The 16,300-nt window shown below is 50.6% G+C and carries 13 protein-coding genes and 1 tRNA gene; 9 read left to right on the top strand and 5 right to left on the bottom strand.

Going from position 1 to position 16,300, the window contains the following annotated elements:
• The first annotated feature begins 1 nt into the window (after position 1).
• A tRNA-Leu gene (locus C2M35_RS01000) sits at positions 2 to 86 on the top strand.
• Between the two features lie 165 nt (positions 87 to 251).
• Here the strand turns inward: C2M35_RS01000 and C2M35_RS01005 are convergent.
• Positions 252 to 1,415, bottom strand: a complete 1,164-nt coding sequence (locus C2M35_RS01005) for an FAD-dependent oxidoreductase (protein WP_105200658.1) — start codon at positions 1,413 to 1,415, stop codon at positions 252 to 254.
• Between the two features lie 267 nt (positions 1,416 to 1,682).
• Here C2M35_RS01005 and miaB point away from each other — a divergent pair, with 267 nt between their 5' ends.
• Genes miaB through lnt form a run of 5 tightly spaced genes read left to right on the top strand, consistent with a single transcriptional unit; the run spans position 1,683 to position 7,129 of the window.
• On the top strand, positions 1,683 to 3,119 hold the full coding sequence (gene miaB, locus C2M35_RS01010; RefSeq protein ID WP_105213645.1) for a tRNA (N6-isopentenyl adenosine(37)-C2)-methylthiotransferase MiaB: 1,437 nt from the start codon (positions 1,683 to 1,685) through the stop codon (positions 3,117 to 3,119).
• 53 nt (positions 3,120 to 3,172) lie between these two features.
• Positions 3,173 to 4,204, top strand: coding sequence for a PhoH family protein (locus tag C2M35_RS01015; RefSeq protein ID WP_105213766.1), 1,032 nt, complete (start codon positions 3,173 to 3,175; stop codon positions 4,202 to 4,204).
• Positions 4,201 to 4,662, top strand: coding sequence for an rRNA maturation RNase YbeY (gene ybeY / locus C2M35_RS01020; RefSeq protein WP_105213646.1), 462 nt, complete (start codon positions 4,201 to 4,203; stop codon positions 4,660 to 4,662). The genes C2M35_RS01015 and ybeY overlap by 4 nt, the downstream gene beginning before the upstream one ends.
• A 60-nt stretch (positions 4,663 to 4,722) precedes the next feature.
• Complete coding sequence (corC, locus tag C2M35_RS01025) at positions 4,723 to 5,604, top strand: CNNM family magnesium/cobalt transport protein CorC (RefSeq protein ID WP_105200661.1); 882 nt, start codon at positions 4,723 to 4,725, stop codon at positions 5,602 to 5,604.
• Entirely contained in the window at positions 5,579 to 7,129 is a 1,551-nt protein-coding gene (lnt, locus tag C2M35_RS01030; RefSeq protein WP_105264488.1) for an apolipoprotein N-acyltransferase, read from the top strand. The genes corC and lnt overlap by 26 nt, the downstream gene beginning before the upstream one ends.
• 29 nt (positions 7,130 to 7,158) lie before the next feature.
• Here the strand turns inward: lnt and C2M35_RS01035 are convergent, their stop codons facing one another.
• From C2M35_RS01035 to C2M35_RS01050, 4 genes are all read right to left on the bottom strand, one after another.
• On the bottom strand, positions 7,159 to 8,403 hold the full coding sequence (locus C2M35_RS01035; protein WP_442792743.1) for an amidohydrolase: 1,245 nt from the start codon (positions 8,401 to 8,403) through the stop codon (positions 7,159 to 7,161).
• 220 nt (positions 8,404 to 8,623) lie between these two features.
• Positions 8,624 to 9,097, bottom strand: a complete 474-nt coding sequence (locus tag C2M35_RS01040; RefSeq protein ID WP_105264423.1) for an FKBP-type peptidyl-prolyl cis-trans isomerase — start codon at positions 9,095 to 9,097, stop codon at positions 8,624 to 8,626.
• A complete protein-coding gene (locus C2M35_RS01045) occupies positions 9,090 to 11,498 on the bottom strand; it encodes a Lon protease family protein (protein WP_105200664.1) in 2,409 nt (802 codons plus the stop codon). Before C2M35_RS01045 ends, C2M35_RS01040 begins: the two co-directional genes overlap by 8 nt.
• Before the next feature lie 63 nt (positions 11,499 to 11,561).
• Complete coding sequence (locus C2M35_RS01050; RefSeq protein ID WP_105200665.1) at positions 11,562 to 12,020, bottom strand: zinc ribbon-containing protein; 459 nt, start codon at positions 12,018 to 12,020, stop codon at positions 11,562 to 11,564.
• A gap of 166 nt (positions 12,021 to 12,186) precedes the next feature.
• Here C2M35_RS01050 and leuS point away from each other — a divergent pair, with 166 nt between their 5' ends.
• The 3 genes from leuS to holA are packed head-to-tail and all read left to right on the top strand — an operon-like array spanning position 12,187 to position 16,299.
• A complete protein-coding gene (gene leuS, locus C2M35_RS01055) occupies positions 12,187 to 14,769 on the top strand; it encodes a leucine--tRNA ligase (protein WP_105264424.1) in 2,583 nt (860 codons plus the stop codon).
• A 1-nt stretch (position 14,770) separates the two neighbouring features.
• Positions 14,771 to 15,265, top strand: coding sequence for an LPS-assembly lipoprotein LptE (locus C2M35_RS01060; protein ID WP_105200667.1), 495 nt, complete (start codon positions 14,771 to 14,773; stop codon positions 15,263 to 15,265).
• On the top strand, positions 15,265 to 16,299 hold the full coding sequence (holA, locus tag C2M35_RS01065) for a DNA polymerase III subunit delta (RefSeq protein ID WP_105213651.1): 1,035 nt from the start codon (positions 15,265 to 15,267) through the stop codon (positions 16,297 to 16,299). The genes C2M35_RS01060 and holA overlap by 1 nt, the downstream gene beginning before the upstream one ends.
• Position 16,300 lies beyond the last annotated feature (1 nt).

Genomic DNA, 16,300 nt, shown 5'->3' on the forward strand with positions numbered 1-16,300 from the left:
TGCGGGAGTGGCGGAATTGGTAGACGCGCTGGATTTAGGTTCCAGTATCTTCGGATGTGTGAGTTCAAGTCTCACCTTCCGCACCATGTATTAACCTTCTTAGTTATCCTTCAAAAATATCAATCCTGATTCTTAATCATTTAAACACCCTTAAACTTCTTTCTATCCATTCGTTATATACCTGATTTTTTATGGCATAAAAAAAGCCGCCCTATTGAGCAGCTTAGATAGATTTGCAGTCACTTTTACAATTAAGTAATGCCGCCCATGGCGTGTTTCAAGACCTGTTGTTTCAGCGGACCAGCCTTGTTCGCTGCTGTCAAAGCCAAATTACGCAAATATTTAAGTGGCGATACGCTGTTCGAGAAACCAAAATAACAGGCATCCATCATACTCATCATCAGCAGATTGTCCGTGCGGCGCGTGCGCTGATAATGCGCCAGAGCGTCCGCTAAGGTCGCGCTGGTATCAGCTAACGCCTTAGCAAGTGCATCCACATCTTTAAAACCAAGATTAACTCCTTGTCCCGCCAAAGGATTAATGGTGTGGGCAGCATCACCAATGAGTGCGACGCGTGAGCCGATATAGGTATTTGCATGCTGACGGGCTAATGGGAACACGGCGGCGGCTTCTACCTCAAAGTCACCGGGAAGAGTAAAAAAGTGCGCTTCAATCTGTTTCTTTAACGCCGATTTATCCAGCTGTTGCAGTTGCTTAAGCTTGGCGCCTTGGTCATACCAAATAAGATTGGCATAGGGATATTGCATGGGTAGAAAAGCAATGGGGCCACTGGGTTTAAATTGTTGCCAGGTTTTCGTTTGTTGTGGGGCGTCCAGTTTTATCAGTATGCCCATACAATGTTGCTGATACTGCCAGCCGGTCACACCAATTCCTGCTAATTGACGAATACGAGAGCGGCCACCGTCGGCGGCAATAATCAGATCACAATGAAACTGCTCGTGTTCATAGATAAGAGTCGCTCCTTGAGACGTTTGCAGCAATTGCTGAGCTTGTCCCTCGGGTGAGCATACCTTGATGTCGTATTGGTCGAACTGGGCCCACAGGGCTGCTTGTAGAAGCTTGTTCTCGACCAGATGTCCTAAGTGGCTGGCGCCAAGTTCCTGGCAGTCGAAAAGCAGCTGCTCGGGCTTATCTTCGTACGCCTCCAATTGGGTGTACTGGGCAATACGGTTTTGACGCAAAGCCGGCATGGCCCCTAACTCGTCCAACAGCTGCTCGGAAAAGCGGTTAATAGCGGATACGCGAATATCAACCTGATCGCTTTGTAGAACCGCCTGCGGGTCTATTACCTGCTGCTCGATAACGCATACCTGCATGCCCTGCTTGGCCAGCTTGATGGCACAGGCTGCGCCCACCATACCGCCACCGACAATCAGCACCTGTTTTACACTCATTGGCCTTGTCTCTTATTCTTGTTTCGCTGGCGCAATTGTAACCCAGTTCTTTAGGCAAATGGCAGTTGTTGACATCAAGATGTCAAGCATCTTTGATTTACTGCACCCCGGCGCGGCAAATATCAAAACTATACTTGGCTCATAGCGCGATAGCATATAAAATACGCGTCCTTTAGGCTAAGCTAAGTCAATGACCACAGGTCCAGAGTATTAACTTGGCCTAGTCGTGCATAGTCAGTACCGGATTGAAAACGAGGCAATATTTCAATGAGCAAAAAGCTGCATATTAAAACCTGGGGTTGTCAGATGAATGAATATGACTCCCAGAAAATGGCGGATCTTCTAGATGATACCAATGGTTATCAACTGACCGAAGAGGCCGAAGATGCGGACGTGATTTTGCTTAACACCTGCTCTATCCGTGAAAAAGCACAAGAGAAAGTATTCCACCAGTTAGGCCGCTGGAAGCCGTTAAAAGATAAAAACCCGGACCTGGTTATCGGTGTGGGTGGCTGTGTTGCTTCACAAGAAGGCGACACCATTCGCCAACGCGCGCCTTTCGTTGATATCGTATTTGGCCCGCAAACCTTGCACCGCCTGCCGGAAATGATCCAGCAAGTACAAGCCAAAGAAGGCTCGGTCGTTGATATTACCTTCCCGGAAATCGAGAAATTTGACCGTTTACCTGAGCCGAAAGCGGAAGGCCCGAGCGCTTTCGTATCAATTATGGAAGGCTGCTCTAAGTATTGTACTTTCTGCGTGGTGCCTTACACCCGTGGTGAAGAAGTAAGCCGCCCTCTTGACGATGTTTTGCTAGAAGTGGCCCAGTTGGCCGAGCAAGGCGTGCGTGAAGTGAACCTGCTAGGTCAAAACGTAAATGCCTACCGTGGTGCCACCCATGACGGTGAGATTTGCTATTTCTCAGATCTACTGCGCTATGTCGCCGCCATCGATGGTATCGACCGTATTCGTTACACCACATCGCACCCGGTTGAATTTACGCAAGACATAGTCGATGCCTATGCCGATATACCAGAGCTTGTTGACCACTTACACTTGCCAGTGCAAAGCGGCTCAGATCGCATACTTAATCTGATGAAACGCGGCCACATGGCGATGGAATACAAGTCGACTATTCGTGCCCTGCGCAAGGTGCGCCCGAATATCAGCATGAGCTCTGACTTTATTATCGGCTTCCCAGGTGAAACCACCGAAGACTTTGAAGCAACAATGAAGCTTATCAATGACATCGGCTTCGACATGAGCTTTAGCTTTATCTACAGCGCCCGTCCGGGTACGCCGGCGGCCGATTTACCGGATGACGTAAGCGAAGACGAGAAAAAGCAACGCCTTTACATTTTACAAGATCGCATCAATCAAATGGCGCAGAAGATCAGCCGTGATATGTTTGGTACCGAGCAGCGTATTTTGGTTGAAGGTCCTTCGAAGAAGAACCCGATGGAACTGCGTGGCCGTACCGAGAACAACCGTGTGGTAAACTTTGAAGGTCCACACTCGGTGATCGGTCAATTTGTCGATGTACGTATTACCGAAGCGCTGCCAAACTCACTACGTGGTGAACTTATCCGTACCGAAGCAGATATGAATCTGCGTCGTGACGTAGCCCCAAGCGACATTCTCGCCAAGGCACCAAGCGAAGAGCAAACCAATGAGATTGGCGTGGGTACCTTTACCCCTAATTAATAAAAATAATGCGCTGTGGCCAAGGCCACGGCGCCAATCAACAGGAAGCAACTTTGAGTAACCAGCTGAAGAACATCGATATTTATTTAGAACCGTCCGATAACACCCGCCTTTCTTCTTTATGCGGTCCTTTTGACGAGAACATAAAACACATCGAGCGTCGTCTGGGAGTTGAAATTGCGCACCGCGAAAACCTCTTTAAAATAACCGGCAAACCACATACTGCAAAGGCTGCAGGCGAGATCATCAAAAGCCTGTACCTTGAAACTGCACCGGTCAAAGGCAAGCAAAAAGAAATCGAGCCCGAGCATGTGCATCTGGCCATTATTGAAGCCGATGTGCTGGAGCAAGAAGCGCCGAGCGTCTGGGGTAAAGAAGTCTTTATTAAAACCCGCCGAGGCGTGGTAAAGCCCCGTAACCCGAATCAAAGCCAATATGTGGCCAACATCCTGAACCATGACATATGTTTTGGTATTGGCCCTGCCGGTACGGGTAAAACCTATCTGGCCGTTGCAGCTGCCGTTGATGCCCTGGAGCGCCAGGAAATCCGTCGTATTTTACTTACCCGCCCTGCGGTAGAAGCCGGTGAAAAACTGGGCTTCTTACCGGGTGATTTAACTCAGAAAATAGACCCCTATTTGCGCCCGCTTTACGATGCCTTGTTTGAGATGCTGGGTTTTGAAAAGGTTGAGCGCTTAATTGAGAAAAATGTCATTGAGGTTGCACCACTTGCCTATATGCGTGGCCGTACCTTGAACGACGCCTTTATTATTCTCGATGAAAGCCAGAACACCACGGTGGAGCAAATGAAGATGTTCCTGACCCGTATCGGCTTTAACTCTAAGGCGGTGATCACAGGTGATATCACCCAGGTCGACTTACCTCGTGGCGCCCGCTCAGGCCTGCGTCATGCCATTGAAGTCTTGGGTGAGGTTGATGAAATAAGCATGAACTTCTTCCAATCTCATGATGTTGTTCGCCACCCAGTGGTAGCGCGCATCGTTGAGGCCTATGAGCATCACGAAGAAACAGAGCGCGTTAAGCGACTGCAAAAAGAACAAGCCAAAAAAGAGTCTGACCAATGAGCACCACAGTCGATCTGCAAATAGCCTGTGAGTTTGATAACTTACCAAGCGAGGCCCAGTTTCAGCGCTGGGCGGCACTGGTACTGGATGAGCTGAAGCCCGACTCAGAGGTCACCATTCGCATTGCCGACGAGCAGGAAAGCCAAAGTCTGAATCACAGCTACCGTGGTAAAGACAAGCCGACCAATGTCTTATCCTTTGAATTTGACGCCCCGGCCGGAATCGAATTACCCTTGGTGGGTGATTTGATTATTTGCCCGCAAGTGGTATATGGTGAAGCCTTGGAACAACATAAGGCATTTCATGACCACTTTGCCCACATGGTGGTACACGGGTGCTTGCATTTACTTGGCTATGACCATATAAATGAGGCCGATGCCGAGATTATGGAAGCGTTGGAAAAACGTTTGCTGGCCAGCATCAATATTAGCGACCCATACAGGGATGATGAGTGTTAATCCCAATAGTGAGCTAGGTCTCATTATCGGAATTAATTCAACTTGGAGCGCATAAAGCTAATGAGCGACGAAAACTCGCATAGTAGAGAGGGTTCTTCTGGAAAATCCTGGTTAGATCGTATTAGCCAGATGTTTCAAGGAGAGCCCCAAAATAAGGAACAGCTGGCAGAAGTGATCTCAGATGCCCAGGAGCGCGATCTGATCGATCCTGAAACCAAGGAAATGATTGAAGGTGTTTTGGGTGTCTCTGAACTCAAAGTACGAGATATCATGATCCCCCGCTCGCAAATGATCACCCTGGATGTCGATAAACCCTTGTTCGACCAATTACCGCAGATGATCGAGTCGTCACACTCGCGTTTTCCTGTGGTCTGTGAGGACAAAGATCATATTGAAGGGATCTTGCTGGCGAAGGATTTACTTCCTCTGCTGATGGATAAGGAAGCCGATCTTCCTACCTTACGCGAAGTATTACGCCCGATTGTGATTGTTCCCGAAAGCAAGCGTGTTGACACCCTGCTTAACGAGTTCCGTCAGCAACGCTACCATATGGCCATAGTCATTGATGAATATGGTGGTGTATCCGGCCTGGTAACCATTGAAGACATTTTGGAAATTATCGTCGGCGAAATCGAAGATGAGCACGATGATGAGGAAGAAAATCTGCAAATTAAGCAAATTTCCAAACATGTTTTTTCAGTGCAAGCCCTCACTCCTATCGATGAATTTAACGATAAATTCAACACAGATTTCAATACCAACGAAGCCGATACCATAGGTGGTATTGTTCTTCATGCCTTTGGCCATATGCCAGGGCGCGGTGAAATCATCGACATCCCACCCTTGCAGTTTAAGGTAACAAGCTCCGACAGCCGTCGTATTTTGCAACTGCAAGTGACTTTGCCAAAATCGAATGATGGCGAAGACTCTGACGCGGCTTAAGGGCGCACTAAGGGATAATAAAACCTGGCTGGCCTTCGTGGCCGGCCTTGTTTTAACCCTGGCCTATGCCCCATTTTCAATTTGGCCCATCGCCTTTCTCAGCATCGCAGTGCTGAGCTGGTGCAGCTATCAACAAACTCCCAAAAAAGCAGCCCGGTATGGTTTTGCCTTTGGCCTTGGCTGGTTTGGCGCCGGAGTTAGCTGGGTTCATGTTTCCATTGCCGAGTTCGGCGGCTTACCCATTATCGCCTCCTTGGCGGTCATGGCCCTATTGGTGTGCTATCTGGCCCTGTTTCCCGCTCTGGCGCTGGCGATTACCGGCTGGTGTTACCGTCGCAGCGGCAGCTGGTTTGCCCCTCTAATTCTTAGTTTCGCGTTCGCTGAGTGGCTACGCGGCACACTGTTAACCGGTTTTCCCTGGCTCTCCCTGGGTTATACACAAACCGACTCACCGCTTAATATTCTTGCCCCCCTGGTCGGTGAGTTTGGTCTCGCCTGTGTCGTATTGGCACTGGGTTACGGCCTGTTTCGCTTAGTCTTGAACCGTGCCTGGCAACCCCTGGTTGGTACTTGTGCCCTGGTGGCTATAATAGCGCTTAGTGCATACTTTGCCCCGGCTAATCAGTATGCCAACAAGCATCTTTCGGTGGCTCTGGTGCAGGGCAATATCAAACAAAGCATGCGCTGGGAGCCGGAAAACTTCTGGCCAACCATGCTCAAATACCAGGATATGACCCGCACTCACTGGCAGGCGGATCTGGTGGTCTGGCCCGAGGCGGCCGTGCCCGAACTGGAGTCCCTGGCCGGCGACTTCCTGCGCTCTTTGGATAAGGCCGCGGTCTTTAACGACAGCGCCCTTATCACCGGCATAGTGGATTACCAGTATGACACCCGCAAGGCCTACAACACGCTTGTGGTTATGGGTAAACAAGAGGCCGACAGCAGTGAGGGTCAATATACTTACCTGCATAGAAATCGCTATCGCAAGCACCAGCTTTTGCCCATAGGCGAGTTCGTGCCTTTTGAGGATCTCCTGCGCCCCATAGCGCCGCTGTTCGACTTGCCCATGTCGAGCTTTAGCCGTGGAGAGCGAGTGCAGAATAATCTGCTCGCCAACGGCTATCATATTTTGCCGGCAATCTGCTATGAAATAGTCTTTCCCGATTTAGTGCGCGCCAACTATCGCAGTGACTCGGATATTCTCTTTACCGTCAGCAACGACGCCTGGTTTGGCGACTCCCACGGCCCCCATCAGCATATGCAAATATCACGTATGCGGGCGCTAGAGCTAATGCGTCCCCTGGTTCGCGTTACCAACACAGGGGTCACTGGGGTGTATGATCCGCTGTCACAAAAGCAGGTGAGCCTGCCTCAGTTTGTTGATGATGTATTACTTACCGATGTACAGCTTATCGACGGCGACAGCTTCTACGCCCGCCAAGGTACATGGCCGGTGTGGCTGCTGTTGATTGGCTTTGCCCTGGTTAGTATGGGCATTACTTACCGAAGTAAAAAAGGCGCTTAATAGCGCCTTTTCACTTTCCTATTTCAGTATCACTTATCCAGGTAATCAAACACCAGATTAGTGAGGGCCTTCACGCCTAGCGGCAACCCCTGCTCATCAATATAGAAGTGTGGCGAATGGTTGCTTGGCGCCGTTTTTGCGTTTTGCTCGGCTGGAGTGATCCCTAAGAAAAAGAACATTCCCGGCGTTTCTAGGGCGTAGTAGGAAAAGTCCTCGGCACCTGTGATCAGATCAGTGATAATGACATTATCCTTACCCGCCGCTTGCTCCAGGGTAGGCATCATCTTCGCCGTGAGTTCGGGGTTATTCACAGTCACCGGATAGCCATGGTCTATATGCACCTCGGCCTTGGCACCTGCGGCTTGTGCAGTCAATTCGGCAGTATGTTGTAAGCGTTTTTTAATGTCGGCGCGCATATCCTGATCAAAGGTGCGAATGGTGCCGACCATTTCCACCTCATCGGGAATAATGTTATTGCGCACACCCCCTTTAATGGCACCGTAGGAAATAACCGAAGGTGCCTTGGTCACATCTACCTGACGTGACGCTATGGTTTGAGTGGCCATAATGATCTGACTGGAGGCCACGATTGGATCTATGCCATTCCACGGCCTCGAACCATGGGTTTGACGGCCACTGACCTTGATACTAAAGGCATCCGAGCTGGCCATCAGTGGCCCAGAGCGCAACCCTATCTGGCCGCTGTTAAGGGATGAGGTTACATGCAGGCCGAATACCGCCTCGGGCTTTTGCGCAAACAAACCTTCTTTCAACATTAACTCGGCACCACCCTCCTCGCCTTGAGGCGCCCCTTCTTCGGCGGGTTGAAAGATCAAGAGTACATCGCCGGCAAGTTCATCCTTTAAGGCCACCAGCGACTGTGCCACCGCCATTAAGATGGCGACGTGAGCGTCATGGCCACAGGCATGCATTACACCCACGTCTTCACCACGGTAAGTGGCTGTTTGCTTTGAGGCAAAGGGCAAGTCCACCTGCTCGGTCACCGGCAGCGCATCCATATCGGCGCGCAGCGCTATCAAGGGACCACTTTTACCACCCTTAATTTTTGCCACTACCCCGGTGTGGGCGATGCCCGTTTGTACCTCTAGGCCTAAACTTTCGAGATGTTCGGCGACATATTTGGCGGTTGCAAATTCGCGGTTACTGAGCTCCGGGTATTGATGTAAGTGACGACGCCACTCGATCAGCTTGTCTCCTACCTCGGCATTGACGGTATCGATTTGCGCCGCTAATGAAGCGGCATAGGTGTGCATACTTAGGCCAGTGACGGCACTAAAGAGCAGAGCCTGACATAAAGGTTTACCTAGTTTCATTGTTTCATCCCCTGTTGATTGCTTTGGGCTGCTGGCTCTGTGAACGGCACAGCTTCATTAAAACTAGGCTATCAAGGCGGGGAACAACAGCGCAATGCGACAAAAGGCAGGTATAAAAAACCAACGCAGGGACGGTGGTTTTTTATTGATTAGTACTGATTTAACCTAGGCGCAGTAGCTCAACCTCAAAAATTAACGCACTGGCAGGCTCAATGATCCCCACGCGACGGTCGCCATAGGCGAGGTGGGCGGGGATGTACAAGGTGGCCTTATCGCCCACACGCATCTGTTGCAGCCCTAGCTGCCAGCCCTTGATCACCTGATTCAATTTAAAATCTAAAGGCTTGTCACGCTTATAGGAGCTGTCAAACTCACGGCCATCTAGCAAGGTGCCACGATAGTGCACACAAACCTTGGATGTTGGCTCTGGCTGTACTCCCTCATCGCTGCGACTCTGCCACAGGATTTGCACCCCGCTTGGCAGCTCCTCCAGCCCTTCCTGCTCTTTGTTTTTGGCAAAGAAATCGGCTTCCTTCTGCTTGTTGAGGGCCGCAACCTTACGGTTGCGCAGGTGCCCACGTATGGTCAAGACCAGTAAGACAAGAATAATGGCCGAAAGAATAAGATTAAGCATCGTCTTCATCCTCCCCACCGACTATGGCGGCAATTTCGCGCAGTCGGGTCATGGCCAGGTCGTGAATACTGCCCTTGGTATAGGCGCCATCTTTTAGCTCGCCGCATTCCTTGCCTGTAAGCAGGCTTAGCGCTTCATCGACATTGGCCACAGGGTAAATATGAAAACGTCCCTGCTCCACGGCATCGATCACGTCCTGGTTTAATACCAGATTCAAGCAGTTCGATTTAGGGATAATCACCCCCTGCTCACCACTTAAGCCGCGCATCTGACAAAGCTTGAAGAAACCTTCAATCTTCTCATTCACACCGCCTATGGCCTGCACCTCACCGCGCTGGTTAATCGAGCCGGTCATAGCGATGCCCTGGTCAATGGGCACTCGGGTAATACTCGATACCAGGGCACACAATTCCGCCAAAGACGCGCTGTCACCATCGATATAGCCGTAGCTTTGCTCGATGGCAATATTGGCGCTCAGGGTCAGGCTGAAATCCTGGGCATACTTGCTACCCAAATAACCTGTCAACAGCATCACCCCTTTAGAGTGAATCGCCTTACCCAGCTCGGCCTCGCGCTCGATATCGATAACACCATCACTGCCAGCATAGACGGAAGCACTGATGCGCGCCGGGGTACCAAATGAGGTATCACCCACGTGCAACACGGTAAGACCATTGACCATGCCCACCGCCTTGTCCTCGGTGGCAATCAAAATATGACCTTCGCGGATATCGCTGAGCATATGTTCACTCATTTGCCCGGTGCGGTATTCCTTGCCGGCCAGGGCCTCGTGTACATGAGTGGCGTGGATCTGCTCGCTGCGGTCCTGACGGGCGTAATAGCTGGCCTCTGCCACCAACTCCATCACATCGGCAAAACGCGCCGAGAGTTTTTGCTGATGTTCGGCCTGACGGTGGCTAAAACGCAGCAAAAGTGACATGGCATCGCAATTCACTTCGGTTTTTAAGGTCTCGCGGCAATATTCCTGCACCTTGGTAATAAACTGATACTGGTATTTGTCCGTGCCCGGCAGGTAGAAATCAAAGTCCGCCAGCACCCTAAAGTGCTCGGCAAACTCTTCATCGTATTCGTTAAGTGCGTAGTAGAGGTCGCGAGAGCCCAACAAAAGCACTTTTACATCCAGGGGAATAAGCTGGGGGCGCAGGGTAAAGCTGCTGCCCACAGAGCTGTCCTGATAGGGCAAATCATTTTTGATCTGGTGGGTTTTTAAACTCAGCTTTAAGCCATCCCATACCTGGGCATTGGCCATCACCTTCTCGGCATCCATAATCAGATAGCCGCCGTTGGCACGGTGCAAGGCGCCGGGCTGAATACTGCGATAACTGGTCACCAAAGAGCCTTGCGAGGTAGAATATTCAATCTTGCCAAAAAGATTACCAAAGGTGGGATTCGGCTCGTAAATTACCGGTGCGGCATCGTGCTCCTTGTAGGGCACCAAAAGGTTAGGAGCAAAGAATTCGGTAAGCATTTCCTTGCGGTCATACTCCTCCTCGCTCTTGTCATTGCTCTGCTCTTCATCGAGCCATTCCAGTACTGTATCCACCAGCTCCGAGCGCAGGTCTTTTAGATAGCGTAATACGCCGATATGGGTGGCGTATTTGTGCTCCAATTCACGCAGTAACGGCTTAATGGCCGCCTCTGCGGTGGCCTTTTTCAGCTTACGCAGCGCTTCGCTCGACTCACGTTTCCATTTCGGCAGCTCGATCAGGGCATCGATTAAGGCATCTTCGAGCTCAGTAATGGCGTTGATAAAGCGCTCCTGAGTGTGCTCGTCCAGGGCACTGAATTGCTCATCACTTAAACGTTGATTGTTCACTATGGGCACAAAGCCAACGTTGTTTTGATCTTCAATCAGCTCCACGCTGTGTTCATTGGCCAGCTCTTCTACATGGGCCAGCGCATCTTCGTATTTGTCTTCAAATTCGCGGTCGATGGACTTTTTCTTGCGCTGATAGCCAGGGTTGTCAAAGGCAGCAGGAAAGGTATCGAGAATTTCCTCAAGCACGGCGTCAATATCGTCCACCAGAACCTGCCCTTCACCCGGGTTCATCAAGATAGCAATAGGCTCACGGTGATCCTGATAGTTGTTTACGTACAACCATTCTCTGGGGGTTTCCCTGTCCTTGGCATACTGTTGCAGCTTGTGTTGCACCAGGGTGTAACGACCCAGAGCCGGCTCGCCCATCACATAAGCATTGTACCCCGGCAAGTGCATACCCAAGGCAAAATCAAGGGCACTGTCGGCACGCTTTTGGCCGATAAAAGGCAGCTCTTCGGGGTAAGGATGAGTGAGACAAGTACGAATATGATTTTCGGAAATTTGCGGCGCAAGAGCGCAAGCACTTAAGGTGCTGACCACGCCTGATGTTTTATGTTTCATACAACACGTCTTTTGCTGGGCCCATAGCCGGGCCCTTGTTATTTTTAACGCCGCTAAAATCGGCTATGGCTGCAGCGCCTGACGATTAAAGTGAATGCCGCCGCACTCGGTGCAGGGCAGAATTTCACTGGGGTGGTAAACATCTACCTTAGAATGGCAATTTTGGCACACTAAGGTGCCCATGGCTATCCATTCTCCGCTATGATAAACCCCTTTATGTTTAAAGTCTTGGCTCAACGCCTGCCACTCCAACTGGGACTTGTCTTCGATATGGGATAACTCAAACCAGAGGCTCTCCTTAAGCTCCTGCCAGGCCAATGAGTTGTAATAGTTCTCGTGCTCGATAAGGTGGTCTATATCCCGAGCCAAATAACGCTTATATTCTTCGTACTTATCCTTGCTTAAATCCTTTAGCGCCTGCTTAGACTCTAAAAAGGTGGCCACCATATCTTTGACTTCATGGTCGTTTACATCCTTTAGCCAATCGCTAAATTCGGATAACCATTGTCGATAATCTGCCATATTAACTCCTTGCATAATTTTTACCCCTACTAGTTAACTATAGCCTGCCTGCCCACAATTCAATAATGGCGACAAAAAAGCCTGTCCCTTGCTGTGATTAACCATAGATTTGGGGTATGCTATCGGGCAAATTTGTCATCATTTTGCAAGAAGTCTGGAAGAGTAGATGCAAGAGCAATATAACCCGCAGGAAATTGAAGCGAAAGCCCAGTCATACTGGGAAGAAAACAAGGTATTTAAAGCCACAGAAGACGACTCAAAAGAGAAGTTTTACTGTCTCTCCATGTTCCCCTACCCCAGTGGTCGACTGCACATGGGTCACGTGCGCAACTACACCATTGGTGATGTAGTTTCTCGCTTCCAGCGCCTGCAAGGTAAAAACGTAATGCAGCCTATGGGTTGGGATGCTTTTGGTCTACCTGCTGAAAACGCCGCGATTAAAAACAACACGGCGCCGGCTAACTGGACCTATCAAAATATCGATTACATGCGCAACCAGCTAAAACTGCTTGGTTTTGGTTATGACTGGGATCGTGAAATCGCGACTTGTCACCCTGGATACTACAAGTGGGAACAGTGGTTCTTCACTAAGCTTTACGAAAAAGGCTTGGTTTACAAGAAGATGTCAACAGTTAACTGGGATCCGGTAGACCAAACCGTACTTGCCAACGAGCAGGTTATCGACGGTAAAGGTTGGCGTTCAGGCGCGGTGGTTGAGCAAAAAGAAATTCCGCAGTGGTTTATTAAGATCACCGACTATGCACAAGAGTTGCTGGATGACTTAGACAAGCTAGAGCACTGGCCTGAGCAGGTACGCACCATGCAGCGTAACTGGATTGGCCGCTCAGAAGGCGTAGATATCACCTTTAAACGTGCCGATGGCCAGGGTGAATTCAGCGTTTACACTACCCGTCCGGATACCTTTATGGGCGTGAGTTATGTGGCCGTGGCCGCAGCGCACCCGATTGCCCAGGAAGCAGCGGCAGCCAATGCCGAGGTAGCAGCCTTCGTTGAAGAATGTAAAAACACCAAGGTGGCCGAAGCCGATGTTGCCACCATGGAGAAAAAGGGTATTGCCACAGGTTTGTACGCCATCCACCCATTAACGGGTCAGGAAGTGCCAATCTGGATCGCCAACTTCGTATTGATGGATTACGGTTCAGGCGCAGTTATGGCCGTACCGGCACACGATCAGCGCGACTTTGAATTTGCAACGGCTTACGGCCTTGATATCAAACAGGTTATCGCAGCAAACGAAGGCGATGAGTGTGACCTTTCAAAAGCCGCCTACACGGAAAAAGGCACGCTGGTTAATTCTGGCGAGTTCGATGGCCTGGATTTTGATGGCGCCTTCAATGCCATCGCCGACAAGCTAACCGCGCTTGGCGTGGGTGAGCGCAAGGTTAACTTCCGCCTACGTGACTGGGGTGTAAGCCGTCAGCGTTACTGGGGCTCACCAATTCCTATGTTGAACACAGAAGATGGCTCTGAGCTGGCCGCGCCTGAAGACATGCTGCCGGTGCGTCTGCCAGAAGACGTAGTCATGGACGGTGTAACTTCGCCGATCAAATCAGATCCAGAGTGGGCCAAGGCTACCATTAACGGCGAAACCGTGTTCCACGAAACAGATACCTTCGATACCTTTATGGAGTCGTCTTGGTACTATGCTCGTTATTGTAGCCCGCGCTACGATGAAGGCATGTTAGAGCCGGGTGCAGCCAACTACTGGCTACCGGTAAACCAATACATTGGCGGTATCGAGCACGCGATCTTGCACCTATTGTATGCGCGCTTCTTCCACAAGCTATTGCGTGACTTCGGTCTAGTTAATTCTGACGAGCCGTTCGAGCGCCTGCTGTGTCAAGGCATGGTACTTGCTGAAACCTACTTCCGTAAGGATGAAAAAGGCGGCGATATCTGGATTTCACCCACTGACGTTGAAACCGAAAAAGACGACAAGGGCCGCATCATCAAGGCATGGCACAAAGACGACGGCCAGCCGGTAGAAAGCGCCGGTATGAGCAAGATGTCGAAGTCGAAAAATAACGGTATCGACCCGCAGCATGTTATCGATCAATACGGTGCCGATACCGTGCGCTTGTTTATGATGTTCACTGCGCCACCAGAGCAAACCCTGGAATGGTCAGACTCGGGCGTAGAAGGTGCGCACCGCTTCATTAAGCGTGTTTACAAATATGCGCTAGACGTGAAAAAAGCCGGCTTTGTGGCGTTAGATGTTGCTTCGCTTTCGAAAGAGCAAAAAGAACTGCGTCGTGAACTGCACAAGGCGATCGCCAAGATCACCGACGATCTAGAGCGCCGTCAAACCTTCAACACCGCCATTGCCGCCGTGATGGAGCTGTCTAACAAGCTGATCAAGGCACCATTAGCGGATGAAGGTGACAAAGCGGTGGCCAACGAAGCCCTAGAAGCCATGTTGATCATGCTTGCGCCTATCACCCCGCACTTGTCGCACCAGCTATGGCAAGACTTGGGCAAAGAAGGCGATGTGCTTGACGCTACTTGGCCGGTTGCCGATGAATCAGCTATGGTTGAAAGTGAAAAGCTGGTCGTGGTCCAGATCAATGGTAAGGTACGTGCGAAACTGACTCTTGCGGCGGATGCCAGCCAAGAAGCGGTAGAGCAAGCTGCTTTTGCCGATGCCAATGTACAGAAATTCACCGAAGGCCTGACTGTGCGTAAAGTGATTTATATTAAAGGCAAAGTGCTTAACGTGGTGGCGAACTAAGATGTTCGCCCCATCGCGTTTGCTCAACCTTATGATCCTCGGCTGCTTAGCGCTTATGCTAAGCGGCTGCGGCTTTCATCTTAAACGAGCTTCCGACCTGCCTGAAGAGCTTATGACCTTAGAAGTCACAGCGCAGGACCCTAACTCGGCCCTTTTTGCCGAGGTATTGCAGGAGCTTGAGCACAGCAATGTGCTGGTAAACCAAAATCTTAGTGCTAAATCCCCGACACTCACTCTAAAAGCCGATAGTCTCGACAGACGCGTACTATCGCTGTTTAAAAACGGCCAGGTAGCAGAATATGAGCTGATTTATTCGGTTTCCTATCGCTTAGAGCGCGCCAACGCCGAGCCAATTGAGCAATACTTTGAGCTCTATCGTAATTATCAGGATGACCCGGATAATGCCCTGGCTAAGGCCAATGAGATGACCATCTTGCTCGATGAGTTGCGCAAACAGGCCAGTCGTCGCATCGTTCGTGAGTTGGCCCAGCTCTAATGCGCGTCTACGCCAATCAACTGCCGCAACAACTACAAAAAGGGTTAGCGCCATTTTACATGGTCTTTGGCGAGGAGCCCTTTCAAGTCAGTGAATGCGTGCAGCAAATTCGCCACAGCGCCAAGCAACAGGGCTTCGATGAAGTCATTAAGCTGAGCGCCGGGGCGCAATTCGATTGGCTAGAGCTGGACGCCCATTATCAAAGTATGTCGCTCTTTAGCGCCCGCACCCTGATTGAAGTGGATATGGCGGGGCAAAAACCGGGCAAAACCGGAGCCGAGCACCTAAAAGGCTATGTGCAATCCCCTAACCCGGATTGTGTTATCGTCCTGCACGGCATGAAGGCATCGCAAGAAATCCAGCGCAGCGCCTGGTTTAAGGCTCTAGATCAGCAGGGCCTCTTTATCCCCTGCTACCCTTTAAGCGGCAATCATTTGCGCCGCTGGCTCGACGGCCATTGCCGTCGCCTGCAGTTAAACCTCGAAGGAGATGCTAAACAGGTGTTGCTCGACACCACGGAAGGCAACCTGCTGGCCTGCTATCAGGAGCTGGAAAAGCTCTCCCTGCTCTATGGGCAGCGCGCCATTAATGGCCATACCCTGCTCGGAACCTTACTGAATCAAAACAAGTTCGATATTTTCGATTTGGCCAATGCCATCTTGCTGGGCGACAGCACTAAGGCCATCCAGGTATTAACCCGGTTGCAAAACGATAATACCGAGCCCACCGCCATTGCCTGGGCCCTGACCAAGGAAGCGCAGCAATTACAAAAGCTGCTGAGCTTGCAACAAAACGGGCAAGACTTTAACAGCGCCTGCAAACAGCTGGCCATATGGAAAAACCAACAAGGTATGTACAGCCAGGCCTTGCAGCGCCTGCGCAGCGAACACCTAAGTGCGTTGCTCGACCTGCTGGCCGATTTCGATAGCGCCTACAAAAGTGGCAAACTGGGCTCTCCTTACCCCATGTTGGCCCATATCAGCGTCAGCTTTTGCCGGGCACTGCCTTTTGCCGCACCTAGCTTTGTGGAGTAAG

The sequence above is a fragment of the Pseudoalteromonas sp. T1lg76 genome, assembly GCF_002964725.1.
Lineage (GTDB): Bacteria > Pseudomonadota > Gammaproteobacteria > Enterobacterales > Alteromonadaceae > Pseudoalteromonas.